Below are 22,899 nucleotides of genomic sequence, written 5' to 3' on the forward strand. Positions count from 1 at the left end.
AACCCATGCCCGTGACCCTCGCCCAGGCCCAGCAGAACGCGCAGACCGACCTCGACGTGTCGGTCATCGACGAGTTCCGCGTCAACCAGATCATGGACCTGCTCACCTACGACGACGCCGTCAACCCCGCCGGCGGCGGCGCCACCCTGACCTACGGGTACCGGCGCCTCGTGACGCCCTCGGCGGCCGCGTTCCGCGCGATCAACACCGAGTACGCGCCCAGCGAGGTCACCACCCAGCAGTACAACGTCGACCTGAAGGTCCTCGGCGGCACCTTCCAGATCGACCGCGTCCTGGCCCGCGTGGGCCCGGCCGCCTCCGGGGCCGTCGCCCTGAACCTCTCCCAGAAGATCAAGGCCGTGCAGGCCCTGTTCGGGGACACCGTCATCAACGGCGACTCCGCGACCGTGGCCAACAGCTTCGACGGCCTGTCCAAGGCCCTGGCCGGCTCCTCCACGGAGAACACCATCGCGATCGACCTGACCGGCACCCAGGACCAGACGTGGGCGTTCCGCGTCCTGTCCGTCGTCGACGACCTCCTCGGCCAGCTCGACGGCCCGGCCACCGCGCTCATCGCCAACAAGCGCCTCATCAACATCATCCGCGCCGCGGCCCGCCTGACCAGCATGTACGTGCGCGAGCCCGGCCCGCGCGACACCTACGTGGAGTCCTACGGCTCCGCGCGCCTCATCGACGCCGGCTCCAAGGCCGGCCTGGCCGCCGAGGTCATCCCCGTCAACGCCGCCGACCCCGACGGCGCGGGCCCCCTCGTGGCCGGCTCCACCGCCCTGTACGCGGTGCGCTTCGGCCTCGACGGCTTCCACGGCGTGACCACCGTGGGCTCCCCGCTCGTCTTCCAGGCCCTGCCCGACTTCACCACCCCCGGCGCCGTGAAGACCGGCGAGGTCGAGATGGGCCCGGTGGCCACCGCCCTGAAGGCCACCAAGGCGGCAGCCGTCGCGCGCAACATCAAGGTCCAGTGATGACGCGCATCACCGCCCCCGTCGAGGGGTACACCGGCACCACCCAGCTGGGGCCGCTGGCCCTGGTCTTCGCCGACGGCGTCGCCGAACACGACGGGGACCTGCCCGCCGGCGCCCGCGCATACCTCGAGGCCGCCGGGTACGGCCTCGACGGCAGCTCGCCCTCGGCGCCGGCGCCCGTCTCCGCCGAGCCCGCCGACCCCCGCGACGTCGAGCGCACCCAGGTGGGCACCCGCACCCGCGACGGCGCCGTCGACCCGCAGCCCGTGGACTTCCTGCCCCCCGTCAACGCCGGGCAGGACAACCCCCACGGCTCCAGCGTCGTCGCCCCCGGCATCCACGCGATCGAGTCCCTGCCCATCGCGCCCGGTCCCGTCTTCGAGGACCTCGACGCGCAGCAGGCCAAGGAGTCCGGCCTGGCCGAGGACGTGCTGGTGCGCCAGCGCAACGTCGGCGCCGCGACCCTGGACGCGGCCGGGGAGACGTCCGGGCTGCCCAAGGGCAACGCCTCCCGGGAGGCGTGGGCCACCTACGCCCTCGAGCACGGCGCCACCGCCGAGGACATCGACGGCCTCACGCGCGACGCGCTGCGCGAGCTGTACGGCGTCTGACGCCCCCGAGCCGGGCGGGTCGAGTCAACGCCGCACCAGCGGTGACTCTCGTGCACCGCTGGTGATCGAAGGCCGGTAGGGGAGTCCCACGCGGGGTCCTGCCTCCCCCGCGACCGCGTCCTGCTCGACCCGCCCACCCACCCCCTCGCACCGGAGGTGACCCGTGCAACTGCACGCCAGCACCAACGACCTCCTCGGCTGGCTCGACGACGGCGAGCTGCCCCGCAACGCGGAACGCCTGCTGCGCTCCGCGTCCCTGCTCGTCACCGACGCCACCCGCGCCGCGGTCTACCCCACGCGCCCCGACGGGACACCGCTCGTGCAGGCCACGAGCGACGCCCTGCGGGACGCCACCTGCGCGCAGGTGGCCGCGTGGCTCGCCCTCGGCATCGACCCCGCCAAGGGCGCCGCCGGCGTGGCCCCGCAGGCCTCCTCCAAGAGCATCGGCGGCGCCTCCGTGCAGTACGCCGTCTACGCCTCCACCGCGGAGGCCGCGGCCCGCTCCGCCACCACCCTGTGCGACGAGGCTGCGCGCCTGCTCGCGCACGCCGGCCTGCTCACGGCCCAGGTGGCCGTCTGGTGAGCGAGCTGGCGGAGTTCTTCGTGCACACCGTCCACGTCCAGACGTACCAGGGCGAGGGCGCGTGGGGCGCGACGTGGGACGAGGCACCCACCCCGGTGCTCGGGTTCCTCGACGAGCGCCGCTCCCTGGTGCGCGGCGCGGGCGGCGACGAGGTCGTCTCCTCGGCGACGTTCCACTGCAGCGTGCAGGACGGGGAGCGCTTCACCCCCGAGTCGAAGGTGACCGTGCACCGCGGCACCCCGCTGCAGCGGGCCACGCACGTGCTGTCCCTGGCCGTGCACACCTCGGGCCCGCTTCACCTGCCCGACCATGCCCAGATCACGCTCGCCTGAGCGTCCCGCGAGGAGGCCGTCGTGGCGTTCCGCATCACCGAGAACCGCCAGGCCATCGCCGAGGTGCTCGGCGCCACGGACCCCGGCGCCCGCCTGGCCGCCGAGTTCTTCCTCGAGCGGGCCCGCGCCGGCGTCCCCATCGAGGAGGGCACCCTCGAGCGTTCCGGCGAGGTCGTCGAGGTCAGCCCCGGCCGCTACGCCGTGCGCTTCAACAACCCCTACGCCACCAGCCAGCACGAGGAGCTGACCTGGCGGCACGATGAGGGCCGGCGGGCCAAGTACCTCGAGCTGGCCGTCGAGGAGAACAAGGCCACCGGCCTGGCCATCATCGCCGAGCAGTCCCGGGCGGGTGAGTCGTGAGCACCCTGGCGGTCCTCACCGACCTGGCTGTGCTGCTCGCCGAGCACGGCGTCGCCACCTACCGGGCCTCCGGTGTCTACTCCGCCGACGAGGTCGGCGTCAGGTTCTACGAGGCGGGGCAGGCCCCCGACCGCGTGGTCGTCCTGACCCCGTACCCCGTCACCGACGACGTCGTCACCGCCGTGTCGGTCCTCGGCGTGCAGGTGCGCTGCAGGGGCCCCCTCGGCGGAGACCCGCGCGACGCGCAGGCCCGCGACGAGGCCGTCTTCGACCTGCTGCACGGCGCGCAGCACCTGCACCTCGGCGGCCTGCACGTCGCCACCATCGCCCGCCGTTCCGCCATCCCGATGGGACCGGACGCCTCGGGCCGGTGGGAGGCCTCCTCCTCCTACCACCTGACCCTCGACCGACCGACCCTGTGGAGAACCTCGTGAGCACCCTCCTGGCCCGCCGCTTCCGCGTCGACATCGACACCAGCACCACCAGCACCCCCGACTGGGAGCAGTTCAAGGGCATCACCGCCCTGACGTTCAACCCGTCCGAGCCGACCGTGCAGGACGCCTCCACCTACGACAACGACGGGTGGGGCACCTCCGAAAAGACGATGCAGCGGTGGTCCCTGGCCATCACCGCGAACATCGTCAAGGACGACGACGACGACCTGCGCGACCCCGCCCAGGAGGCCGTGCGTGCCGCGGCCATCGCGTTCGGCGGCGCCGCGCGCGTGCGCGTGCGCATCTACGACCGCAACGGCGAGCCCGAGGCCTACCAGGGCGTCGCCCTGGCGCAGTACGCCCCGGCCGGCGGTGGCACCGACGCGCTGGACTCCGCCACGTTCACCCTCTCCGGCGACGGCCGCCTGGTGCCCATCACCAACCCGGCCGACAGCGCGCCCGTCACCACCCCCTGACGGCGCCCTGAGCGCCCGGCCCCCGACGTGAACGCGCATCCGTCGGGGGCCGGGCCCCCACCCACCACGACAGCAGGCACCCCCACCGAGGAGACCAGGACCCGTGAGCGACGACCTGCGGCAGATGCTCGCCGAGCAGCAGCCGATCACCCGCACCATCGGCGGCACCGCCTACGCCTTCCCCCGCTCCATCCCGGCCCGCATCGGGCTGCTGCTGGTGGACCTCATGAACGGCACCGACGACTCCGCCGAGTTCTTCGAGGGCAGCGAGCGGCCCAACCTGCGCCACGAGCTGCTCGGGCACCAGACGCTGCGGCAGATGGTCCTCGACGGCTGCACCTCCGAGGAGGTCGACCGCACGTTCTCCTTCCTCATCACCTGGCACACCAACGGCCCCGCCGCCGCCGAGAAGCTGTGGACCTCCTGGGGTGATGCCCAGGGGGAAGCGAGCCCGGCGGCCTCCACCGCCAAGCGCCCCTCGAGCAGTACGGGCGCGGCGAGCAGGACCCGCTCACGGGCCTCTACGAGTGGTACGAGTACCCGCAAAGCCACCAGCCGGAAGGCCCCGCGCGCGAGCTCGTGACGTGGCCGGTGCTGCTGGCGCACTGGCAGGCCATCGAGAACGACCTGCAGGACCGCGGCATCGACCTCGCCGACGGCTGCCTGGACACCCGCTCCTGGCGGTGGCTGACGGTGCGCATCGCGGGCCTGCTCGACGCCGACACCCGCCTCGCGCGGGCCCTTGACCCCTGACGTCCGGGAAGGACTGACCCGTGGCCACTGCCGCCGTCGCAGGCTCCATCGAGTACCTCATCGGCGCCGACGACAGCCAGCTGGTGCGCACCCTGCAGTCCCTGCCGCAGACCGTGGCCCGCGCCGGCTCCGGTGCCTCGCAGGCCGCGCAGCGCGTGGGCGCGCAGGCCGGAGGGGCGCTGTCCACCGCGCTGGCCGCGCAGCTGGGCCAGCAGCTGCATTCCCTGCTGCGCCAGCGCATCACCATGGCGTCGCGGTCCCTGCCCGACATCGAGGTCGGCACCGACACCTCCTCCGTGGATCGCGGCCTGGCCGACGTGCGCCGGCGCCTGGCGCAGCTGCAGTCCCAGGAGATCGGCGTGGACCTGGACGCTGAGCAGGCGCAGCGGCAGATCGGTGAGCTGCTGGCGGACCTGCGTCAGGTCGCCGCGCAGTCCCCGGACATCGCGGTGCGCACCTCCGCCGAGCAGGCCATCGCGCAGCTGTCCGAGGTGCGCGCCGCGGTGCGTGAGCTGCCCGACGGGCGCCTGCGCGTGGACGTCGACACCGACGAGGTGCGCGCCGCGCTGCGCCGCCTGGGGCAGGACGTCGCCGACGAGGCCCACGACGCCGGCGAGGAAGCCGGGCAGGGCATCACCGAGGGCCTGTCCGACGGGGTCGCCGAGGTCGGCTCCAAGACGGGCCCCATCGTGCAGGCCGTCCTCGGCGCGGTGTCCCTCGTCGCGGGCCTGGCCCCGGGCGCGCTGCTGTGGAAGGCCATCCAGGGCGGCATGGAGCAGGAGGCCTCCCGGGGCCTGTTCACCGCCCAGACGGGCCTGGACCCGGCCAGCGTGGGCCGCTTCGCCCGCGCCGCGGGGGAGTCCTACGCCCAGAACTTCGGCGCCTCCGTCGAGGACAACCTGGAGGCGGCCCGTCAAGCTCTCGGCTCCGGCCTGCTCGGCGGGGACGCCACGCAGGCGCAGATCACCGGGCTGGTCAACGAGCTGCAGACCGTCGCGCAGGTCCTCGGCGAGGAGGTTCCGGCGGTAGCCCGCTCCGCCGGGCAGGCCATCCGCGTGGGCCTGGTCGCCGACGCGACCGGTGCCTTCGACCTCATCACCCGGGCGCAGCAGAACGGCCTGAACGTCGCCGAGGACCTCCTCGACACCATCGACGAGTACGGCACCCAGTTCCGCAAGCTCGGCCTGGACGGCACCGCCTCCTTCGGTCTCATCCAACAGGCAGTGCGCGCCGGTGCGCGTGACGTGGACATCGCCGCGGACGCCCTCAAGGAGTTCAGCATCAGGGCCATCGACGGCTCCGAGCTGACCGTCGGCAGCTTCGACGCGCTGGGCCTGTCCGCGCAGCAGATGCAGCAGCGCATCGCCGCCGGCGGAGACTCCGCCGCGGCCGCGCTCGACGAGACCCTCGACCGCCTGCGCGAGGTCGAGGACCCCTCCGAGCGGGCCGCCATCGCCGTGGGCCTCTTCGGCACCCAGGCCGAGGACCTCGGGCAGGCCCTGTACGCCATGGACCTCTCCAGCGCCCGCGAGGAGTTCGGGGCGACCGCCGGGGCCATCGAGCAGGCCATGGCGGACATCGGCACCAACACCGCCGGGCAGATCGAGACCGCCCGCCGGGCCATCGACACCGCCGCGCAGGGCGTGCAGGGCGCTCTCGCCGCAGCGTTCGGCCCCGAGCTGGGCCGCGCCGCGGACTGGGTCAGCGCCAACCGGGCGGCCGTCACCGAGTTCGCCTTCGACGCCTCCCGCGGGTTCCTCGAGTTCGTGCGGGTCGTGGCGACCGGTACCGCCGACGGCCTCGACGTCCTGGCCGCCTGGACGCCGGCCATGCGCGAGCTGGGCCTGCAGGTCATCGGCTTCGCCGCGGCCGCCAACCGGGCCTGGGGCGACCTGCCGTTCACCGACAACGCCCAGGCCGACGAGACCGCCCGCAACCTCGCCCAGCTCGGCGTCACCTTCTCCACGTCCATGGACGCCGTGGGGGCCGCCTCCGAGCTCGCCGCCGACGGCATCCGCGCGAACGTCCTGCCGGCCGTGGACGCAGCGCAGGAGCGCTTCGACGCCATGGCCATCCCCGCCATGGCGCAGGCGAGGTTCTCCGACGCCACCATGGCGCTGGGCCGCGGCCTCGACGACGTCGCCACCCACGCCCAGGCCACCCAGGGCGCCGTGGACCGCTTGACCGGCACCGTGGACCTGTCCACCGAGGCCGGCCGGGAGCTCGACGGGCGCCTGCGCGGGGTCGCCGCGGCGATGCTCGACCAGGCCCAGCAGGGGCAGCTGCTGGGGCAGTCGCAGGAGGAGCTCTCTGGGCGCTTCCGCGAGGGCCGTGACGCGCTCGTGCAGCAGCTCATGCAGCTGGGCCTCACCCGGGAGGCCGCGGACCGGCTGACGACGTCCTACGGGCTGGTCCCCGGCGCGGTGGACACGATCGTGTCCGACCGCGGCACCGCCGACGCGGTGCGCGGGCAGGTCGAGGACTTGAACGCCGAGATCCGGAACATCAAGGACCGCACCGTCACGATCAAGGCGATGCTCACGGGCGTCACCCCGGACATCGTCGGGGGCCGCCCGGCCGCCACGGGCGCCGGCGGCAACGGCGGGCAGGTCGCCTCCCGCGCGCAGGGCGGGCCCGTGTGGGGCGCTGGCACCGCGACCTCCGACAGCATCGACGCGCGCCTGTCCAACGGCGAGCACGTGTGGACCGCCGCGGAGGTCACAGCGGCCGGGGGACAGGACCGCGTGCACCAGCTGCGCCGCGCGGCCCTGGCGGGGGAGCTGCCGGCGTTCGCGCTCGGTGGCGCGGTGGGCGACACCACCACCATCAAGATGCCCTCCGCGCGCTCCGTGAACGACGCCCACAACTCCGTGCTGCGCTCGTTCGCCGGCGTCGCCCAGCAGGCGCAGGACGCGATCGACGCGGCCCTGCGCGCGGCCGCGGAGTCCGCGGACTCGCCCGGCGCGTACACCGGCCCCCTGGGCGCTGGTAGCGGCGGGCAGGGCTGGCAGTGGCAGATCGCCACCCTGCGGCAGATCTTCCCTGGCCTGCACCTGAACTCCGGGTTCCGCCGCGGCGCCGTCACCTCGAGCGGCAACCTGAGCTACCACGCGCGCGGGCGAGCTGTCGACGTGCCCCCCCGCATGGACGTGTTCAACTGGCTGCTCGAGAACTTCGGCGCCACCTCCAAGGAGATCATCTTCTCCCCGGCGGGGAACCGGCAGATCAAGAACGGGCGCCCGCACTACTACACCGGCAAGGTCCGCGCCGACCACTTCGACCACGTCCACTGGGCGTTCCGCAACGGCGGCCCCGTGCTCGGCCCCGGCACGGGAACCTCCGACAGCATCCGCGCGAGCCTGTCGCAGGGCGAGCACGTCTGGACCGCGCGCGAGGTGCAGGCCGCCGGTGGGCACGGCGCCGTCGAGGGCTTGCGCGCCGCGGTCCGCGGGTACGCCGCCGGTGGTACGGTCACAGCGGGTGGGCGCAGTGTCGGCGGGTACGACCTGCCGCGCTACCTCACCGGCGCCATCGCCCCCGCCCGCACCCGCGTGGACGACAGCGACGCCCGCGCCGCCAGCTTCGACGCCGTGCAGTGGGCCTCCCGCCTGGCCATGGCCGAGGCCGCCCTCGCCCTGGCCAAGACCAGCGACGAGCAGGCCACCGACCGGCTGCGCAACGCCGAGACCTCCGCCAGCTCCGCGCGCCGCGAGGCGGAGTCCGCCACCGAGCGGCAGACCGGCATCGAGGAGCGCCTCACCAAGGCCAAGGAGGCGCAGGCCGAGGCCATCGCCGACGCCCAGAAGGCCCTCGACAAGGCCAAGGGCAAGGCCGACAACGCCGAGGGCATCACCTCCGCCGAGGAGCGCCTCGCCGAGGTCCGCGAGGACCAGGGCAAGCGCGTCGCCGAGGTCGAGGCCGAGCTCGAGCAGGCCCGCAGCGAGGTGCGCCGCACCACGCAGGGCGTCATCGTCACTCAGCGCATCCTCACCAGCGAGCAGGAGCTGGCCGCCCGCGCGGCCGGCGCCCTCGCCGACGCCGAGTCCCGCACCGCGTCGATCCGCGTCACCAGCGAGCAGGCCACCGAGCGCGAGCGCGCAGCCCTCGAGGCCCTGAACGCCGCCAAGGCCGAGGCCCTCGCCTACGCGCAGCGCATCGCGCAGACCGCCACCTCGGGGGCGGGCATCACCGGCCTGTTCACTGGCGCCGACCAGCCGCGTGATGCGCAGTACGCGCGGCAGGCCTATGACGCGGCGGTCGCGCAGGCCCGGCAGGCCCGCGAGGCCGACGACCTGCAGGGCGCCCTCGACGCGGTCGCCTCCGCGGGCGCCAAGGTCGCGCAGACCCAGCAGGCCATGGGCGCCTCCTACGCCACCGTCTCCGGCACCTTGAGCGCGACCCGCGCGCAGGTGGAGGAGCTCGCCCGCTCCTACGGGTTCTCCGCCTCCGAGGCCCGCAAGCTCGCCGAGTCCTCCGTGCCGCTGGCCAACACCGGGCAGACGCTCGTGGAGTCCCTGACCCGCCAGCTGACCGCGGTGCAGGGCTTCTCCCGCTCCATCGAGCAGCTGCGCAAGCTGGGCCTGTCGCAGTCCCTCATCGACCAGGTCCTCGACGCCGGCCCCGGGCAGGGCTCGCAGCTGGCCGAGTCGATCCTCGCCGGCGGCTCCACCCTCGTGGGCCAGCTCAACGCCGTGCAGGGCCAGCTCGAGAAGGCCGCGCGAGGGCTGGGTGTGAGCGCCGCTGGCGCGGCCTACGGGGCGCCCACGCGCGGCGGCCTGCCCCGCACGGGCGCCGCTGACCCCGGCATCACCGTGCCCCGCGGCGGGCGCAGCGTGCGACCCGGCGCCCTGACCGTGACCCCGACCAAGGTGGAGGTGAACATGCGCAACGAGTTCACCGTCACCGATGCGTCCATGGCCGCCGTCGTCGCCCGCCAGCAGCGCCTCGAGCTGCGGGGCGCTCTCAGCTCCGTGGGCGTGTAGTGCCCGCCCGCCTCGAGGACCCCGTGCTCGGCGTGCTGCTTCTGGACGCCGAGCACGGGTTCTCCGCCGTCACGATCGACCCCGGGTTCCCCGTCGTGCGCGTGAACGCCGAGGACCGCCCGAACGCCAACGGCCAGCACGACGACACGGCCCTGTTCGGGGCCCGAGCCGTCACCGTGCAGGCCCTCGTGATGGGCACCGCGACCACCTCGCGCCGCGAGCTCGTGGAGCGGGTGCGCGCCTACTGCCACCCGGCGCGCCGACCCACCCTCGTCTGGCACGAGGGCGACGGCGTCGAGCGCCGCGCGGACCTGCGCGGGGAGGGCGCCACCGCGCCCCTGACGGGCTCCCTGGGCCGGGAGCTGACCGCCACCTGGTCCTGCCCCTCCGGGGTGCTCTACGCCGCCGAGGAGAGCGTCGTGGAGGTCCCCGCCGGCGGCATCCCCGAGCCCGGCATCCGCCTGCCCGTGCGCTTCCCCGTGCGCTTCCCGCGCACCACCCTGGCCGGCACCGTGGCCGTGGCCAACGGCGACGTCTACAACACCGACGCCGACCACGTCACCCAGCTGTGGGGCCCGTGCACCAGCCCCCGCCTCGTCAACGTCACCACCGGCCTCGAGGTGTGCCTGCCCGGCCTGCAGCTGGCCGCCGCCCAGTACGTCGAGGTCAACACCGCCGCCCCCTCCCTGCTGCTGAACGGGCGCGGCGAGGAGTCCGTGTGGGGCTGGCAGGAGCCCGGCGTCTCCGAGCTGTTCCAGCTCGCCGGCGGCGTCAACGCGCTGCGCTACGCCCCCGCCAAGTGGTCCGGCCGCGCCCGCGCCGTCGTCACGTTCCGCCCCGCGACCCTGTGAGGAGCGCCCCCGCATGAGCATCGAGACCTCGTTCCTGGACGACTTCGACACCCCGGCCCGCCAGTTCCGCGGCATCATCACCGACCTGTTCGGCGAGGGCATCCGCGACGTCGCGGCCGGCGAGTACCGCGTCGTGCCCCGCGCCGACGGACCGAACATGAGCGTGACCATCGAGGTCGGCGCCAACGACGAGGCCGTCGCCTATATCGACGGCGACGACGTCGACGACCAGGGCGCCTACCGCTGCGCGATGCGCGCCGCGTGGGAGGACCTGCCGGTGCCGCCGGCGCCCGCCACCGGCACCCGCAGCGACCTCGTGGTGCTCGAGGTCCTCGACGCCACCGCGCGCGAGGGCGGCGAGAACCGCACCCGCCCGCGCGTGCTGCAGGGCGTCGCGCAGCTGACCAGCCAGTACCCCTCGACGATCGAGCTGGCCAGGATCAGCGTGAGCGCCGGGCAGGCCAGCGTGCAGGCCCAGCACATCACCGACCTGCGCCGGCAGGCCGTCGGCGGCGGCGCGTCCGTGCGCACCTCCGCGCAGGTCCTCACCCGCGCGCAGCGCCTGGCCCTGACGGGCAGCGCCCTCGGCGAGGGCCGCCTGGTGCAGGAGGCCGAGTCGGGGCGGCTCTACCAGGCCGTCGCCGGGCAGTGGCGCGGCGTCGGCGCGGGCGCCTCCGGGTCCGTGGCCAACCCGCCCATCCCGCTGACCGTCAGCAGCTGGTACACCCTCGCCACCCTGGTGGGCACCCAGTTCTCCGAGGTGCAGTTCACCGTGCGCTCCGGGTTCTCCGCGCTGGCCGTCGCCGACCCCGCGCACGCACAGGTCGCCACCGAGAACGAGCAGGGCGCCACGTCGATCGGGGCGCCCTCCTCCGCCGTGGAGGAGGCGGCGTCCTTCACCTTCACCGACTCCGCCACCGGCAACGGGCGCACCGCCTACGTGCGCAACATCCGCCTCGACCCGGACGGGTACCTGCGCTTCGAGCTGCGCCGCGGCTCCAGCGCCGACGGCACCTCCACCGCGACGCTGCCCCCCCTGCGCATCAACTACCGGGCCCGCTGACGTGACCCGCTGGCGCCTGGACGTCGGGCCCGCCGGCCAGCGGCCCACGCACCCGCTGTCCACCGCCGCGACCCGCTCGTTCACCTTCAACCTGAGCGAGCCGTCCACGGCCACGTTCACCATCGACGCGCGCTCCGCCGACGGCCAGCGCATCGAGGAGCTCGCCACCGACGTGCACCTGCTGCGCGACGGGGTGCCCCTCTACACCGGGCGGGTGCTCTCCACCGCGGACAGCATCGACGACACCGCCCACACGCTGACCGTGTCGTGCACCGACCTGCGCGGGGTCCTCGCCCGCCGGCACACCCGCACCCGCCGCGACTGGACCAAGGGCGTGCCCGCCGGTAGAGCCGTGCGCGACCTGCTGCGCGAGGCGCAGGCCGCCCCGTACACCTCCCTCGGCTTCGACGTGCCCGACTTCACCGACGGCGCCACCGTCGAGCGCGACGTCCTCGCCGGGCAGAGCATCCTCGGCGAGCTGCAGGCCCTGGCCGGCGGCGTCGAGGGCGGCTCCTCCGTCTTCGACTGGGACGTGAGCCCCGGCTGGCGGGATCGCACCGCGCAGCTGTGGGCGCCCACCAGGGGCCGCGACCTGACCGGCCCGGGTGGACTGACCCTGCAGTACCGCCAGGCCCGCCCAGGGGCGCGCACGCCCGCGTTCGGGACCATCTCGCGCGGCTTCGACCCCGCCACCTACGCCAACGTCCTCACGCTCACCGGCGGCAGCAGGCGGGTGCCGCGCACCACCGTGGACCCCTCCACCGGCGAGACCGTCATCGAGGTCATCGACGTGCCCACCGAGCCCGTCACCCTCACCGACTCCGACGCCATCACCGCGCTGGGCGCCTGGTCCGCCGCCGAGGCGTACCCCGACCTGACCACCCAGGCCGAGGTGCGCACCAAGGCCCGCCAGCGCTTCGACGAGCTGCGCCGCACCGCCGCGTCCTGGACGTTCCCGCTGCGCCTGGGCCTGTGGCAGGGCCCGCGCACCCTCTGGCTCGGCGACACCGTGCGCGTCGTCGTCACCTCCGGGCGCCTGCGCGAGGACCTCGCCCTGCGCGTCACCCAGCTCACCCTCGCCCTGGACTCCACCGGCCGCGAGCAGGTCGCCGTCACCGCCGGACCACCCCCGCGCGACTACCTCACCGAGCTCGTCGCCGCCAAGCGCCGCCTGGCCGCCCTCGAACAGCACTAGCCCCTGGAGGCCGCACGATGCCCGTCACCGTCCGCACGCTCGTCGGCCGCGTCCTGGACGCCTCGCAGAAGCCGACCCTGTCGGGGGAGTACCGCTTCACGCCCAGCGCGGAGCTGCGCACGAGCGAGGGCGTCATCGTGCCCGAGCGTGCGATCAGGGTCCGCTTCCGCTCGGGCACCGATGGGATGGCCGGCACCTTCGCGGTGCAGCTGGTCGCCAACGACTCCGAGGGCCTGCGGCCGCAGGGCACGACGTACCGCGAGGAGCTCTACCTGGACTCCCAGCCCTCGCGGCCGGTGACGTCCCGGCACATCGTCGTCAGCCGCCAGGGCAGCGGCAGCATCGACCTGGCCGCGCTGCCGGAGGTGGCGCCGCCCGGCCAGCCGGTGGTGTACGCCTCGCTGGGCTACGTCGCCGAGTACGTGCGCACGGCCCTGCTGCAGGCCGCGCTCGGCACGGTGGACCTGGACGGGTACGTCACCGACGGCGAGCTGCAGCAGGCCCTGGAGGGTCTGGGCGGCGGTTCGGCGCCGGACCTGTCCGGCTACGTCACCACCGCCGAGAACGATGCCCAGATCATGGTCGAGGACCCGGCCAACCCGGGCCTGTACGTGCCCGCCAAGTTCCGCGCCGGGTCCACCAACCCCGAGGTCGCGCAGCCCGGCATCGGCCCGCACCTGTGGATCGACCCGGCCGACTTCGGCGGCGGCGGTGGCAGTGGCGGCGGTGGCGGGCCCATCACCGCCGACCAGATCACCGACGCCGGCACCACGGGCAAGGCGCTCGTGCGCGCCGGCACGCAGGCGGCCGCGCGCACGGCCATCGGCGCGGTCGGCGGCTGGGCCGACCTGGGCACCGTGCCCAGCTCGGCCCTGCCGCCCCTGGCCGTCAACGACACCTTCACCGTCGCCTCCCAGGCGGCGATGCTGGCGCTGACCGCCCAGCGCGGCGACATTGCCGTGCGCACCGACGTCGGCCGCACGTTCATCCTGACCGCCGACACCCCGGCGACCCTCTCCGCGTGGGTGGAGCTTGCCGCCGTCGGGCAGGTCACCTCCGTCAACGGGCAGACCGGCGCCGTCACCGTCACCGGTGGCAGCACCACGCTCACCCTCGCGGAGATGACGTCGTGGGCGGACGACCCGATCGAGGCGGGAGTGGACCTCGTGCCCGCGGGCCGGCACGTTCCGGCCGCGATGAGCGTGTGGGTTTGCGCGGACGTCTCGGCCACTCCGCCGGTGGCGTCGGTGCCGGTGCAGCTGCAGGCGTGGCGCGCGGGCGCGCTCGTGACGTTGGGGTCGGTGACGATCCCGGTGGGCACGTACCGGGTGCCGTTCCCCTCCCAGATCGCGCTGCAGGCGAACGACCTGCTGTTCGCCGTGACGACCGCCTCCGGTGGGCTGGGGCTGTGCCTGCGCTTCCGCCTCGACGCGGCGTGGACGGTGCCGGCCACCGCACCGGGCAAGCCGGGGGACCCGCAGGTGTCGGTGACGGGCGAGGTGGCGACCCTGACGTGGACGCTGGGCAGCCCCGCCGCCCTCTCGCACGTCGTGTACTGCAACCCCGGCAACGGCGAGGACGTCTACGCGGTGGGCTCCGGCTACCGCGGCACGGGCGCGATGGTGCGCGGCCACCGCGACGGCGCCTCCTACGCGGTGGAGGCGACCATCCCGGGCAGGGGCTCGGGCATCTCCGCCTTCAAGACCGTCGCGGGCACCGTCGCCACGCCGCCCGCCGCCGGCTACACCCTGGCGACCCCCACCTACCCCGGCACCGACACCGACATCGGCACCAGCGGCGACTTCATCGTCGGCGCGAAGAACAACGGCGCCACCGCGCAGATCACCGCCGGCAACCTACTGACGCTGCGCAACGGCACCGTCTCGGGCAACGCCAGCAACATCGGTGTGCGCATCGCCAAGCTGGCCATGAGCACCAGCAAGCGCTCCGGCTTCACCTTCTTCGAGACGGTCTACCTGCCGGACACCTCCGCTGCCTTGTGGCTCATCGCTTCGCCCGACCTGGACCCGGTGCAGACGAACAACCGCATGATCCGCGTGGAAATCTTCAACACCGCGATCCGGGTCGGTGCCAAGGCCCCGAACGTCATTTTCGGCGCCGGGGCGAACGGCGGATACCGCACCCTTTACCGGCAGGGCACCACCGATGAGTCCTCCTACACCATCCCCGGCATCGGCACCCCCGGCATCGACGTCTTCCTCGACGTCCAGCCCGGAACCACCGCCGGAACCATGGTGGTGCGCACGTACACCGCCGAGGCGGAGTCCGGCCTGCACGCAGGCGACGCCGGCACCACTCTCGTCGGCATCTACGACTTGAGCGCTGCGCAGGTGGACGCCCTCTTCGGCGCGGCTGGCGCGGAGACGACCGGCTGGAGCATGCACGTCGCCAACGGCTCGAGCAACACCAACGGCACCGTGCGCCCGGTGCGGTTCGGTCCCACCGCCGGCCTCAAGCAGGTGGCGTGATGCGCACGATCGACGCCTGGCCGCCCCTGGGTGGAGCGTTCCCCAACTCCTCCGGCATCGGCGACGGCACGTCCTGGTTCAACGGCGGCAGCGGGGACGTGGGCCCCGCAGTCGCCGCGTTCGAGGCGTTCGTCAAGCGGTCCCGAACGTGGCACCTGGAGTACGGCCGCGACCAGGCGGGCTACCAGCCGCAGTACAGCAAGGGCCAGACGAACCGCACCGTGTTCTCCCTGCAGGAGCACATGAAGCGCGCCTACGGGCGCGACCCCGGCGAGGGCTACACCACCCAGGAGAAGGAGGACTTCTGGGACGCCGCCGCGCGCAACGTGGCGATCAACGGGCACAACCTGCAGGACTACGCCCTCGACATGGTGGCCCGCCTCGTGGCGGCCGGGGTGAAGTACGCCCCGATCCGGCTGGCGCGCGAGTCGGGCAGCAACGCCAACGAGGCGCCCATCACGTCCGACACCCAGGCCGACAACGCCTTCCAGTTCTACCGCCGCTGCGCCCCCCTCATGATCGAGCAGGGCGCGGCCGGTGGGCTGCGCCTGCCGATGTGGTGGAACCCCGGCGGCGGGCCGAACACCAGCTACCAGAACCAGATGCGCGCCTTCCCCGGGTGGGTGGACGCGCAGGGCCGCCCGCTCATCACCGGCATGGCCGTGGACGTCTACTCCGTCGTCTCCATCGGCTCGGTGCTGCCCGTCTTCAAGATGCACAAGAACGTCACGCTGCAGGTCGCCTCCGCGGCCGGCACCACCACGATCGACCGCACCGACTACCAGGCGCCGCTCGACGTGGGCGACGTCGTCACCGTGGGCGTCGGCACCGCGAACGCCGAGACCCGCACCGTCTCGGCGGTCAACGGCGACGACATCACCTTCTCCACCGCCCTGAGCAACCCGCACGCCGTCGGGGAGCGCATCACCAAGCAGTACGCGGTGGGCGAGATGTGCCACTGGTACGGGCAGTTCTTCCGCTCCCGCGTGGCGAACAACACCGCCCTGCCCTCCAGCTTCGCGCAGGTCACCACCACCGAGTGGCAGTGGTGCAGCTGGACAGACCTCACGCAGGCGCAGCAGGCCGACGCCATCACCCGCTGGCGGAAGATCTTCGAGCGCTCGTTCTACGGCAAGAACGAGTCCGGCGTCGTCGACACGTACTGGTACGTCCAGAAGTGGTACGACCTCGCCCGCTGCATCGGCCTGGGCAACGTGCAGCTGAACGCCGCCCTCGACCCCGCGACCGCCCGGTGGCTGGACTTCTCCCTGTGCGAGATCGGCGTCATGGGCCGGCCGAACACGCGCGGACCTTCCTCGGGGGACGCGTGGCCGTGGGTGGCCATGGCCTTCGCCTGGTCCGCCGCCATGAAGCTGCGCGACGGGTGGGGCGTGCACCACTGGGGGTGGTGGAACCACGACGACGGCGTGTCCGCCGCCACCGACGTCCCCCGCTCCGTGTACTCCTTCGGCCCGCCCTACGGGCTCACCACGCCGCTCTCGGCGGGCAACGGGGACGTGCCCCCCAAGCCGTACCACCCGCAGACGGGACGCACGATCGCGTCCCTGGCCGACCCTGGAGCGCAGATGCGACAGCACCGCAGGCGTGGCGGCAAGACGCAGACCACGGGTGGGCAGCCGGTGCGCACCCCCGCACCCGCGGTACCGGCGCCACCATCGACGCCCGCGCCGGCCATAGGACCGTCGGGGCAGGCAGCGCCCACGGCGTCCCTGCCCGGGTGGACACTGCTCATGTCCGAGGACTTCACGAGGGACGCGGCCCTCGGCTCGTTCAAGACGGTCTACGGCGACGCGTGGGCGATGGACTGGGGCCGCGACACCAGCAAGAACGGTGGCCGCCCCCTCGCCACGCAGGGGCTGTACGCCTCCCCGCACACGGTGTCCGTCTCGGGCAGCGTCCTGAAGAAGTCACTGAAGACGAAGCGCACCGAGGCCGACGCGCCGGATGCGGGGATTTCGATCGGCACCCCGCTCGTGGCGTCGCTGACCCCCACGTGGGGCGCGCTGGGGCTGTGGGCGCAGACCTACGGCAGGTACGCGGTGCGCTTCCGCGCCTCGCAGACCACGCCCGCGGGGCAGCCGGACTACAAGCTCGCGTGGCTGCTGTGGCCAGCGGAGCCCAACGGCTGGACGTCCGGGGAGATCGACTTCCCGGAAGGCGGCCTCGGCGGCACCATCGAGGGCTACTCACACCAGGTCGACGGTGACCCCGCGATCAACCAGTGGTTCGTCAATACCGGCACCAGCATGGCGGCGTGGCACACGTGCGTCATCGAGTGGACCCCCACCGTGCTGCGCTTCATCCTCGACGGCACGGTCCAGTCCACGACGGACGCGCGAGCCATCCCCAAGGTCCCCATGTACTGGAACCTGCAGACCGAGACGAACCTCGGCGCCACCCCTCCCCCTGTCGATGCCACCGGCACCGTCGAGATCGACTGGGTCGCCGCCTGGTCCTACACCCCCTGACCCCTGGAGACCCCCATGGTGCAGCAAGTGCGCATCCCCGCCGGCATCAACGTGTCCGGCCTGGTCACAGACGAGGAGCTCGAGCAGGTGGCGGAGGAGAAAATCGCACGCACGGACCTCGACCTGGCGATGACGTCGATCTTGAACGACCCGTCCTCGCACTTCTCGCGGGCGCTGGCCACCCGCCAGGTCGGCGCGGCGCCCGTGACCGTCGCCCCGACGATCACCCCGGGCGCGGCGACGTCCAGCACGCAGGGCCTGACGATCCCGCTGCCCGCGAACGCGGCGGTGGTGGAGGTCGAGAAGGACAGCGGCAGCGGCTGGGTCCAGATCACCGACGCCCACCCCGGCGGCGCCCTCGTCGTGCGCGACCTGCTGGCCGCCACCCCCTACAGCTACCGCGCCCGCGGCGTGAACGACGCCAGCAACGGCCCCTGGTCCGCCGCCGTCACCGCGACCACCGCCAGCGCCGCCACGCCGGCGCCGACCGCCACCACCGTGGCCGCCACCGACACCACGCTCATGAAGTACACCGGCACCTGGCAGTCCACGACCGCCACACCGGTCGAGCGGTACGTCACCGCCACCCCCGCCGAGGTGTCCTTCAAGTTCACCGGCACCGGCTTCTTCGTGCGCGGCACCCGCGACGCGCACCACGGCACCGCCGACGTCTACGTCGACGGCGTGAAGGTCGGCAGCTTCTCCGAGACCGCCACGACGCGCGAGGCTGGCGCCACCGTCTACACCTCCGCCGCCCTGGCCTCCGGGGAGCACACGGTGCGCCTGGTCGTCACGACGGCGACGGTGGCGCTGCAGTCCGTGGGCGTCTACGGCGCGCCGATCGCGTGGCCCGTCGCGTCCTCCCTGTGGACCCCCAGCGACGCGAACTGGGCCTCCACCTCGGTGGCCACCGCCCTGTCCACCACGCAGGTCGACACCAGCGACAACCGCCCCAGCCTCGGCGCGATGGTCGCGGACACCACCAGCCCCGACGGCACCGGCCGCGCGCTGGAGCTGACCATCCCGGTCACCACGGACGACACCGACCGCGGCTACCGGGCGATGACGGACCTGACCACGCGCGGCGTCGCAGGCTTCCCCGCGAAGACGATCCGCCTGTCCTACGCCTTCAAGATCGTCACGCTGGGTTCGTGGAACAGCAACCGCGACTCCAAGTTCGGCTACGGCCTGGCCGGCGCCGCGCAGGGCACGACGATGGGCGGCATCGCCTCCGGCAACGACCTCGACCCCGGCACCTTCTACTGGCGCGTGAACCTCTCCGGCGCCGGCGACGCCCAAGGCGGACTGCCCCTGACCCTGAACTCCTACGTCTACGCCCTGAACTTCGCCGGACAGGCGTGGGCGGACAACTACGGGTTGCGCAACCACTGGCGCCGCCCGGACGGCACCTACTGCCAGCCCATCGCCGGGCGCTGGCACGAGGTCGACCTCGAGTTCGAGTTCGGCACTGCCGGGCAGACCAACGGCCGGGCCCGCTCCTTCTTCGACGGCGTGAAGGTCGAGGACGTCGCCGCCCGCTGGGTAGACGCCGCCTACCCCACGCGCGGGGTGTCGATCCTCTACACCGCCGCCTTTGCCAACGACCCCTTCACCTCCCAGGCGAAGGTCCGCTGGTCCAAGCCCGTCCTGTCCTCGCTGTGAGCGCCCGACCGGCAGCCGCCGCACGAGCACGCCCGCTCAAGCCGATGGAGGGGCCGTGAGCAGCATGAGCGTCTTCAGCCGAGAGCCGGAGCGCATGACCGGCCGCGCGCAGTGGTACCTCATCATCACCGCCGGCGCCTACCTCTTCATCGCCCGGTTCGCGATCTTCCACCCCGATCAGTGGGTCTCGCCGAGCTACGACGCCATCCGGCTCGTCGCCCCCCTGCCCGCCTGGGGGATGGCCATGGTGGCGGCCGCAACCATGTGCCTACTGGGCGCGCTCACCAAGAGCGAGGGCTGGGCGCGCCTCGGCGTGGCCATGGCCGCACTCAGCTCGGGCGCGTGGGCGTGGGGGTTCTTCGCCTCCTGGGTGATCGGCACGCTGGCCGGCCCAACCGGGCCCGTGGCGTGGGGTCTGATCACCTCCTTCCACCTGCTGCAGTCCCGCAACCCCTTGCGCCTGCCTCTGGAGCCGGTGCTGCGCCGGGTCATGGCTCGGCAACAGGAGGATCTCTCGGAGGCACCATGAGCACCCCGCTGTCGCTGGCGGAGCTGTCCACCGTCGTGGTCAGCGTCGGCACCCTCCTGGTGGGCATCGTGACCATCGTCTTGAACCGCCGCGCGCAGTCCGAGACGCGCCGCGACCAGCAGGCCGCGGACGCCCTGAACCGCATGGAGCGCGAGCTGGAGCGCAAGGACAAGGAGATCGAGCGCGAGCGGGCCGAGAACGAGCGGCTGCGCGAGACGCTGCGCGAGAACGACGCCCTGCGCGAGTACCTGCAGGCGCAAGCCCGAGACAAACCCCGCCCCTGAGCGCGAGCCCACCGAGCTGGTCGGCTACCTCAAGGACTGAAGCACATGGACAGGAGCGCGCTGTGAGCGTGACCACGCAACCGTCGCCGGACTACAACCGCAAGCTGCTGCGCTGGGCCGGCAACTACGGCGACGGCTCGCCCGCCGAGGGCACCATCGAAGTGACCCCCGTCGGCAAGGGCATGGCCCTGGACGACGACGAGGTCATGCCGCTCGGAATCTTCTCGAGCCAGTTCTCCTTCGAGATCGGCCGCACGCCCATCCTGATCAACGGGGAGGTGCGCGAGGCCGGATACGTCGCCTTCCACCTGCCGGCGAACAACGATCCCGACATCATCGGCGGGCCCACCAGCTACATCATCACGGAGAAGCTGCGCAAGGGCGGCGGCCGCGAGCCCTACGAGATCGTCGTCGACATCGACGCCCCCGACGAGGGCGTGTGGCTGACGAAGATCGCGCCGGCCGAGCCCGTGCCCGGCCAGCCCCTCTCGGTCGTCTACTACAGCGACTTCACCGCCCTGGCCGATCGCGTCGAGACGCTGGAGGCGGGTGGCGTTAGCGGTGGCGGCGGTGGCGGCGGTGGCGGCGAGTCGGCGCCGGTCGTCATGGTCGAGAACACCGCCACCGGCGCCTACGAGCGTGGCGACCTCTGGTCCGGCACTGTCGACCCCGAGACCCTGCCCGTCGGGCAGCGCCCCACCGGGCACTACGCGTGGCTCGACGCCAACGCCCTCGCCGGCGGCACCGCGCAGGCGCCGGCACCCGCCACCGCGACCGCGTTCGAGTGGGCGTTCGGTCCCCTGCCGCACGTCACCATCGACACCGTCGGCGCAGCTCCCATCACCGATACCCGCGTCTACGTCAACGGCTCCATCAGCATCAACGGCGCCGTGCCGTACTCGGGGACCATCCAGATCCGTGGCCGCGGCAACACCTCCTGGGCTGAGGTGAAGAAGCCGTACCGCATCAAGCTGACCACCGCCGCGCCCCTGCTGGGCATGCCGGCCGAGCGGGACTGGGTGCTGCTCGCCAACTACCTCGACCCCATCGCGATCCGCACGGCCGTCGCGTTCAACATCGCTGCCCGCTGCCCGGGGCTGGCGTGGACGCCGCGCATGCGGTGGGTGGAGGTCACCCTCAACGGCGCCTACGGCGGGCTGTACCAGCTCGGTGAGCACGTCGAAATCAGCCCCTCGAAGATCAACGTGACGAAGGCCACCGGCACCACTGGTCTCGCCCTCACCGGCGCCTACACCCTGGAGATCGACCACTGGCTCGACGGCTCCGGCGAGCTGGGCTTCCACACCACAATGACGGACCTGCCCATCAAGACGGACGACCCGGACGGCTCGACCCCGGCGCAGATGGCGTACATCAAGGGCTTCATCGACTCCTTCGAGTCCGCCCTCTACGGCGCGAACTGGCTCGACCCGGCCACCGGGTACGCCCGCTTCATCGACCGCGACAGCTTCGTGGACTGGTACCTCGTCAACGAGCTGCTCGCCAACGTCGACTCCAACTTCTTCTCGAGCTGCAAGTTCTACAAGACCCGCGACACCGCCGAGAAGCCCGGCGTGCTCGTCATGGGCCCCGTGTGGGACTTCGACCGCTCCCTCGGCTACGGCAACGTCCCCCCCACCGGCTGGCGCACCCGCCTCGCGGTGGAGGACAACCACCCCGGCGCCATCTGGATCGACCGCATGATGGCCGACCCCGCCTTCTGGAGCGTCATGCGCACGCACTGGTACGCCCTGGCCTCGTCCCTGACCACGGGGGACTCCATCTTCGCGGTCATCGACCGCCTCATCGACGGGCTCACCCACCCCTCCAGCCGGGACCGCCGCGCGTGGGGCCTGAGCGCGGACACCCTGGCCCTCTCGGCGTCCGCGAAGGCGTGGCTGCGTGCCCGCATCGCGTGGATCAGTGAGCAGTTCACCCCCGAGACGCCGCCCGTGCCGGACACCACCGCACCCGACGCGCCCAGCGGGCTCGTGGAGTCCGCGGTCACCCCCACCAGCGCCACCCTCACCTGGTACGCGGTGCCCGACGCCGCCTCGTACCGCGTATACGTCAACGGGCTCCTGCGCGCCTCGCCCACCTCCACCGCCACCGCCCTGACCGGGCTCGACCCGGCCACCGAGTACACCGTGACCGTGCGCGCCGTGGACTCCTCCAGCAACGCCTCCGGCGACTCCAACGAGGTCACCTTCACCACCGCTGACGCGCCGATCGGCGGCGGCTCCACCGAGACGTTCGACACCGCCGACGCGCCCGGCTGGCCCGCCGGCTGGACCACCTACCGTGACGCGTCCATCGTCAGCAACCGTGGTCGCCTGTCCGGTTCCGACTACGCAGCCGCCGCCGCCTGGACCAACGGCCCCGACCTCGGCGACTTCGACCTCACCGCCGTCGCGCAGTCCTCCGGCAGCAACCACCTCATCTATTTCGGATCCTCCCCGGACCCCGCGACGTACTACGTGCCCGACAACGGTTACACGCTCGTCCTCGACGTGTTCTCCTCCGGCAGCCGCGTCTACAGCATGCGCATCAACCGCGCATCGTCCGCCAACCGGCAGTCCATCGCCTTCGCCGAACACCCCACCCAGGTCGAGACCAGCACCGGCTGGAACGTCCGCTTCAAGCGCGCCGGCGCCACCCTCGCCGCCAAGGTGTGGGTCGTCGGCACCGCCGAACCCGACGCGTGGGACATCACCGTCACCGACACCAACCCCCTCACCTTCGCCGGGCACGTGTGGCTCGCCGAAGAGGGCGCAGGCGGCGTCGTCGACGTCGACTCCATCACCGTCACCTGACCCACCAAGC

General features: G+C 73.1%; 19 protein-coding genes. All 19 read left to right on the forward strand.

Annotated elements, in window-relative coordinates:
• Positions 1-5 precede the first annotated feature (5 nt).
• The 19 genes from ACRYMN_RS06065 to ACRYMN_RS06155 all read left to right on the forward strand — a co-directional run bounded on the left by ACRYMN_RS06065 (position 6) and on the right by ACRYMN_RS06155 (position 22,889).
• Entirely contained in the window at positions 6-983 is a 978-nt protein-coding gene (locus ACRYMN_RS06065; protein WP_432493019.1) for a major capsid protein, read from the forward strand.
• Positions 983-1,594, forward strand: coding sequence for a hypothetical protein (locus ACRYMN_RS06070; RefSeq protein ID WP_432493021.1), 612 nt, complete (start codon positions 983-985; stop codon positions 1,592-1,594). The genes ACRYMN_RS06065 and ACRYMN_RS06070 overlap by 1 nt, the downstream gene beginning before the upstream one ends.
• Before the next feature lie 163 nt (positions 1,595-1,757).
• Entirely contained in the window at positions 1,758-2,177 is a 420-nt protein-coding gene (locus tag ACRYMN_RS06075) for a head-tail connector protein (protein WP_432493023.1), read from the forward strand.
• Entirely contained in the window at positions 2,174-2,509 is a 336-nt protein-coding gene (locus ACRYMN_RS06080; protein WP_432493025.1) for a hypothetical protein, read from the forward strand. The genes ACRYMN_RS06075 and ACRYMN_RS06080 overlap by 4 nt, the downstream gene beginning before the upstream one ends.
• A gap of 21 nt (positions 2,510-2,530) precedes the next feature.
• A complete protein-coding gene (locus ACRYMN_RS06085) occupies positions 2,531-2,869 on the forward strand; it encodes a hypothetical protein (protein ID WP_432493027.1) in 339 nt (112 codons plus the stop codon).
• Positions 2,866-3,303, forward strand: a complete 438-nt coding sequence (locus tag ACRYMN_RS06090; RefSeq protein ID WP_432493029.1) for a minor capsid protein — start codon at positions 2,866-2,868, stop codon at positions 3,301-3,303. The genes ACRYMN_RS06085 and ACRYMN_RS06090 overlap by 4 nt, the downstream gene beginning before the upstream one ends.
• Positions 3,300-3,779, forward strand: a complete 480-nt coding sequence (locus ACRYMN_RS06095) for a phage tail tube protein (RefSeq protein WP_432493031.1) — start codon at positions 3,300-3,302, stop codon at positions 3,777-3,779. Before ACRYMN_RS06090 ends, ACRYMN_RS06095 begins: the two co-directional genes overlap by 4 nt.
• A gap of 103 nt (positions 3,780-3,882) precedes the next feature.
• Positions 3,883-4,362, forward strand: a complete 480-nt coding sequence (locus ACRYMN_RS06100; protein WP_432493033.1) for a DUF7426 family protein — start codon at positions 3,883-3,885, stop codon at positions 4,360-4,362.
• Entirely contained in the window at positions 4,359-4,532 is a 174-nt protein-coding gene (locus ACRYMN_RS06105) for a hypothetical protein (RefSeq protein WP_432493035.1), read from the forward strand. The genes ACRYMN_RS06100 and ACRYMN_RS06105 overlap by 4 nt, the downstream gene beginning before the upstream one ends.
• A 20-nt stretch (positions 4,533-4,552) precedes the next feature.
• Positions 4,553-9,514 (forward strand): phage tail tape measure protein, encoded by a 4,962-nt coding sequence (locus ACRYMN_RS06110; RefSeq protein ID WP_432493037.1) that lies wholly within the window; start codon positions 4,553-4,555, stop codon positions 9,512-9,514.
• Positions 9,514-10,365 (forward strand): hypothetical protein, encoded by an 852-nt coding sequence (locus ACRYMN_RS06115; RefSeq protein ID WP_432493039.1) that lies wholly within the window; start codon positions 9,514-9,516, stop codon positions 10,363-10,365. The genes ACRYMN_RS06110 and ACRYMN_RS06115 overlap by 1 nt, the downstream gene beginning before the upstream one ends.
• A gap of 13 nt (positions 10,366-10,378) precedes the next feature.
• Positions 10,379-11,428 carry a hypothetical protein gene (locus ACRYMN_RS06120; protein ID WP_432493041.1) on the forward strand — a complete coding sequence of 350 codons (1,050 nt, stop codon included), beginning with the start codon at positions 10,379-10,381 and terminating at the stop codon, positions 11,426-11,428.
• A 1-nt stretch (position 11,429) separates the two neighbouring features.
• Entirely contained in the window at positions 11,430-12,623 is a 1,194-nt protein-coding gene (locus tag ACRYMN_RS06125; protein WP_432493043.1) for a hypothetical protein, read from the forward strand.
• Positions 12,624-12,640: 17 nt separating this feature from the next.
• Entirely contained in the window at positions 12,641-15,112 is a 2,472-nt protein-coding gene (locus ACRYMN_RS06130) for a hypothetical protein (protein ID WP_432493045.1), read from the forward strand.
• Complete coding sequence (locus ACRYMN_RS06135; protein WP_432493047.1) at positions 15,112-17,601, forward strand: glycoside hydrolase family 16 protein; 2,490 nt, start codon at positions 15,112-15,114, stop codon at positions 17,599-17,601. The genes ACRYMN_RS06130 and ACRYMN_RS06135 overlap by 1 nt, the downstream gene beginning before the upstream one ends.
• A 15-nt stretch (positions 17,602-17,616) precedes the next feature.
• A complete protein-coding gene (locus ACRYMN_RS06140) occupies positions 17,617-19,263 on the forward strand; it encodes a hypothetical protein (RefSeq protein ID WP_432493049.1) in 1,647 nt (548 codons plus the stop codon).
• 55 nt (positions 19,264-19,318) lie between these two features.
• On the forward strand, positions 19,319-19,792 hold the full coding sequence (locus tag ACRYMN_RS06145; RefSeq protein WP_432493051.1) for a hypothetical protein: 474 nt from the start codon (positions 19,319-19,321) through the stop codon (positions 19,790-19,792).
• Positions 19,789-20,076, forward strand: a complete 288-nt coding sequence (locus tag ACRYMN_RS06150; protein WP_432493052.1) for a hypothetical protein — start codon at positions 19,789-19,791, stop codon at positions 20,074-20,076. Before ACRYMN_RS06145 ends, ACRYMN_RS06150 begins: the two co-directional genes overlap by 4 nt.
• A gap of 62 nt (positions 20,077-20,138) precedes the next feature.
• Entirely contained in the window at positions 20,139-22,889 is a 2,751-nt protein-coding gene (locus ACRYMN_RS06155) for a CotH kinase family protein (RefSeq protein WP_432493054.1), read from the forward strand.
• The last annotated feature ends 10 nt before the right edge of the window (positions 22,890-22,899 follow it).

The sequence above is a fragment of the Kineococcus gypseus genome, from assembly GCF_050871305.1.
GTDB classification, from domain to species: domain Bacteria; phylum Actinomycetota; class Actinomycetes; order Actinomycetales; family Kineococcaceae; genus Kineococcus; species Kineococcus gypseus.

Coding starts and splice junctions, on each gene's coding strand:
- ACRYMN_RS06065 (WP_432493019.1), top strand. CDS start 6: ATGCCCGTGACCCTCGCCCAGGCCCAGCAGAACGCGCAGACCGACCTC.
- ACRYMN_RS06070 (WP_432493021.1), top strand. CDS start 983: ATGACGCGCATCACCGCCCCCGTCGAGGGGTACACCGGCACCACCCAG.
- ACRYMN_RS06120 (WP_432493041.1), top strand. CDS start 10,379: ATGAGCATCGAGACCTCGTTCCTGGACGACTTCGACACCCCGGCCCGC.
- ACRYMN_RS06130 (WP_432493045.1), top strand. CDS start 12,641: ATGCCCGTCACCGTCCGCACGCTCGTCGGCCGCGTCCTGGACGCCTCG.
- ACRYMN_RS06135 (WP_432493047.1), top strand. CDS start 15,112: ATGCGCACGATCGACGCCTGGCCGCCCCTGGGTGGAGCGTTCCCCAAC.
- ACRYMN_RS06140 (WP_432493049.1), top strand. CDS start 17,617: ATGGTGCAGCAAGTGCGCATCCCCGCCGGCATCAACGTGTCCGGCCTG.
- ACRYMN_RS06150 (WP_432493052.1), top strand. CDS start 19,789: ATGAGCACCCCGCTGTCGCTGGCGGAGCTGTCCACCGTCGTGGTCAGC.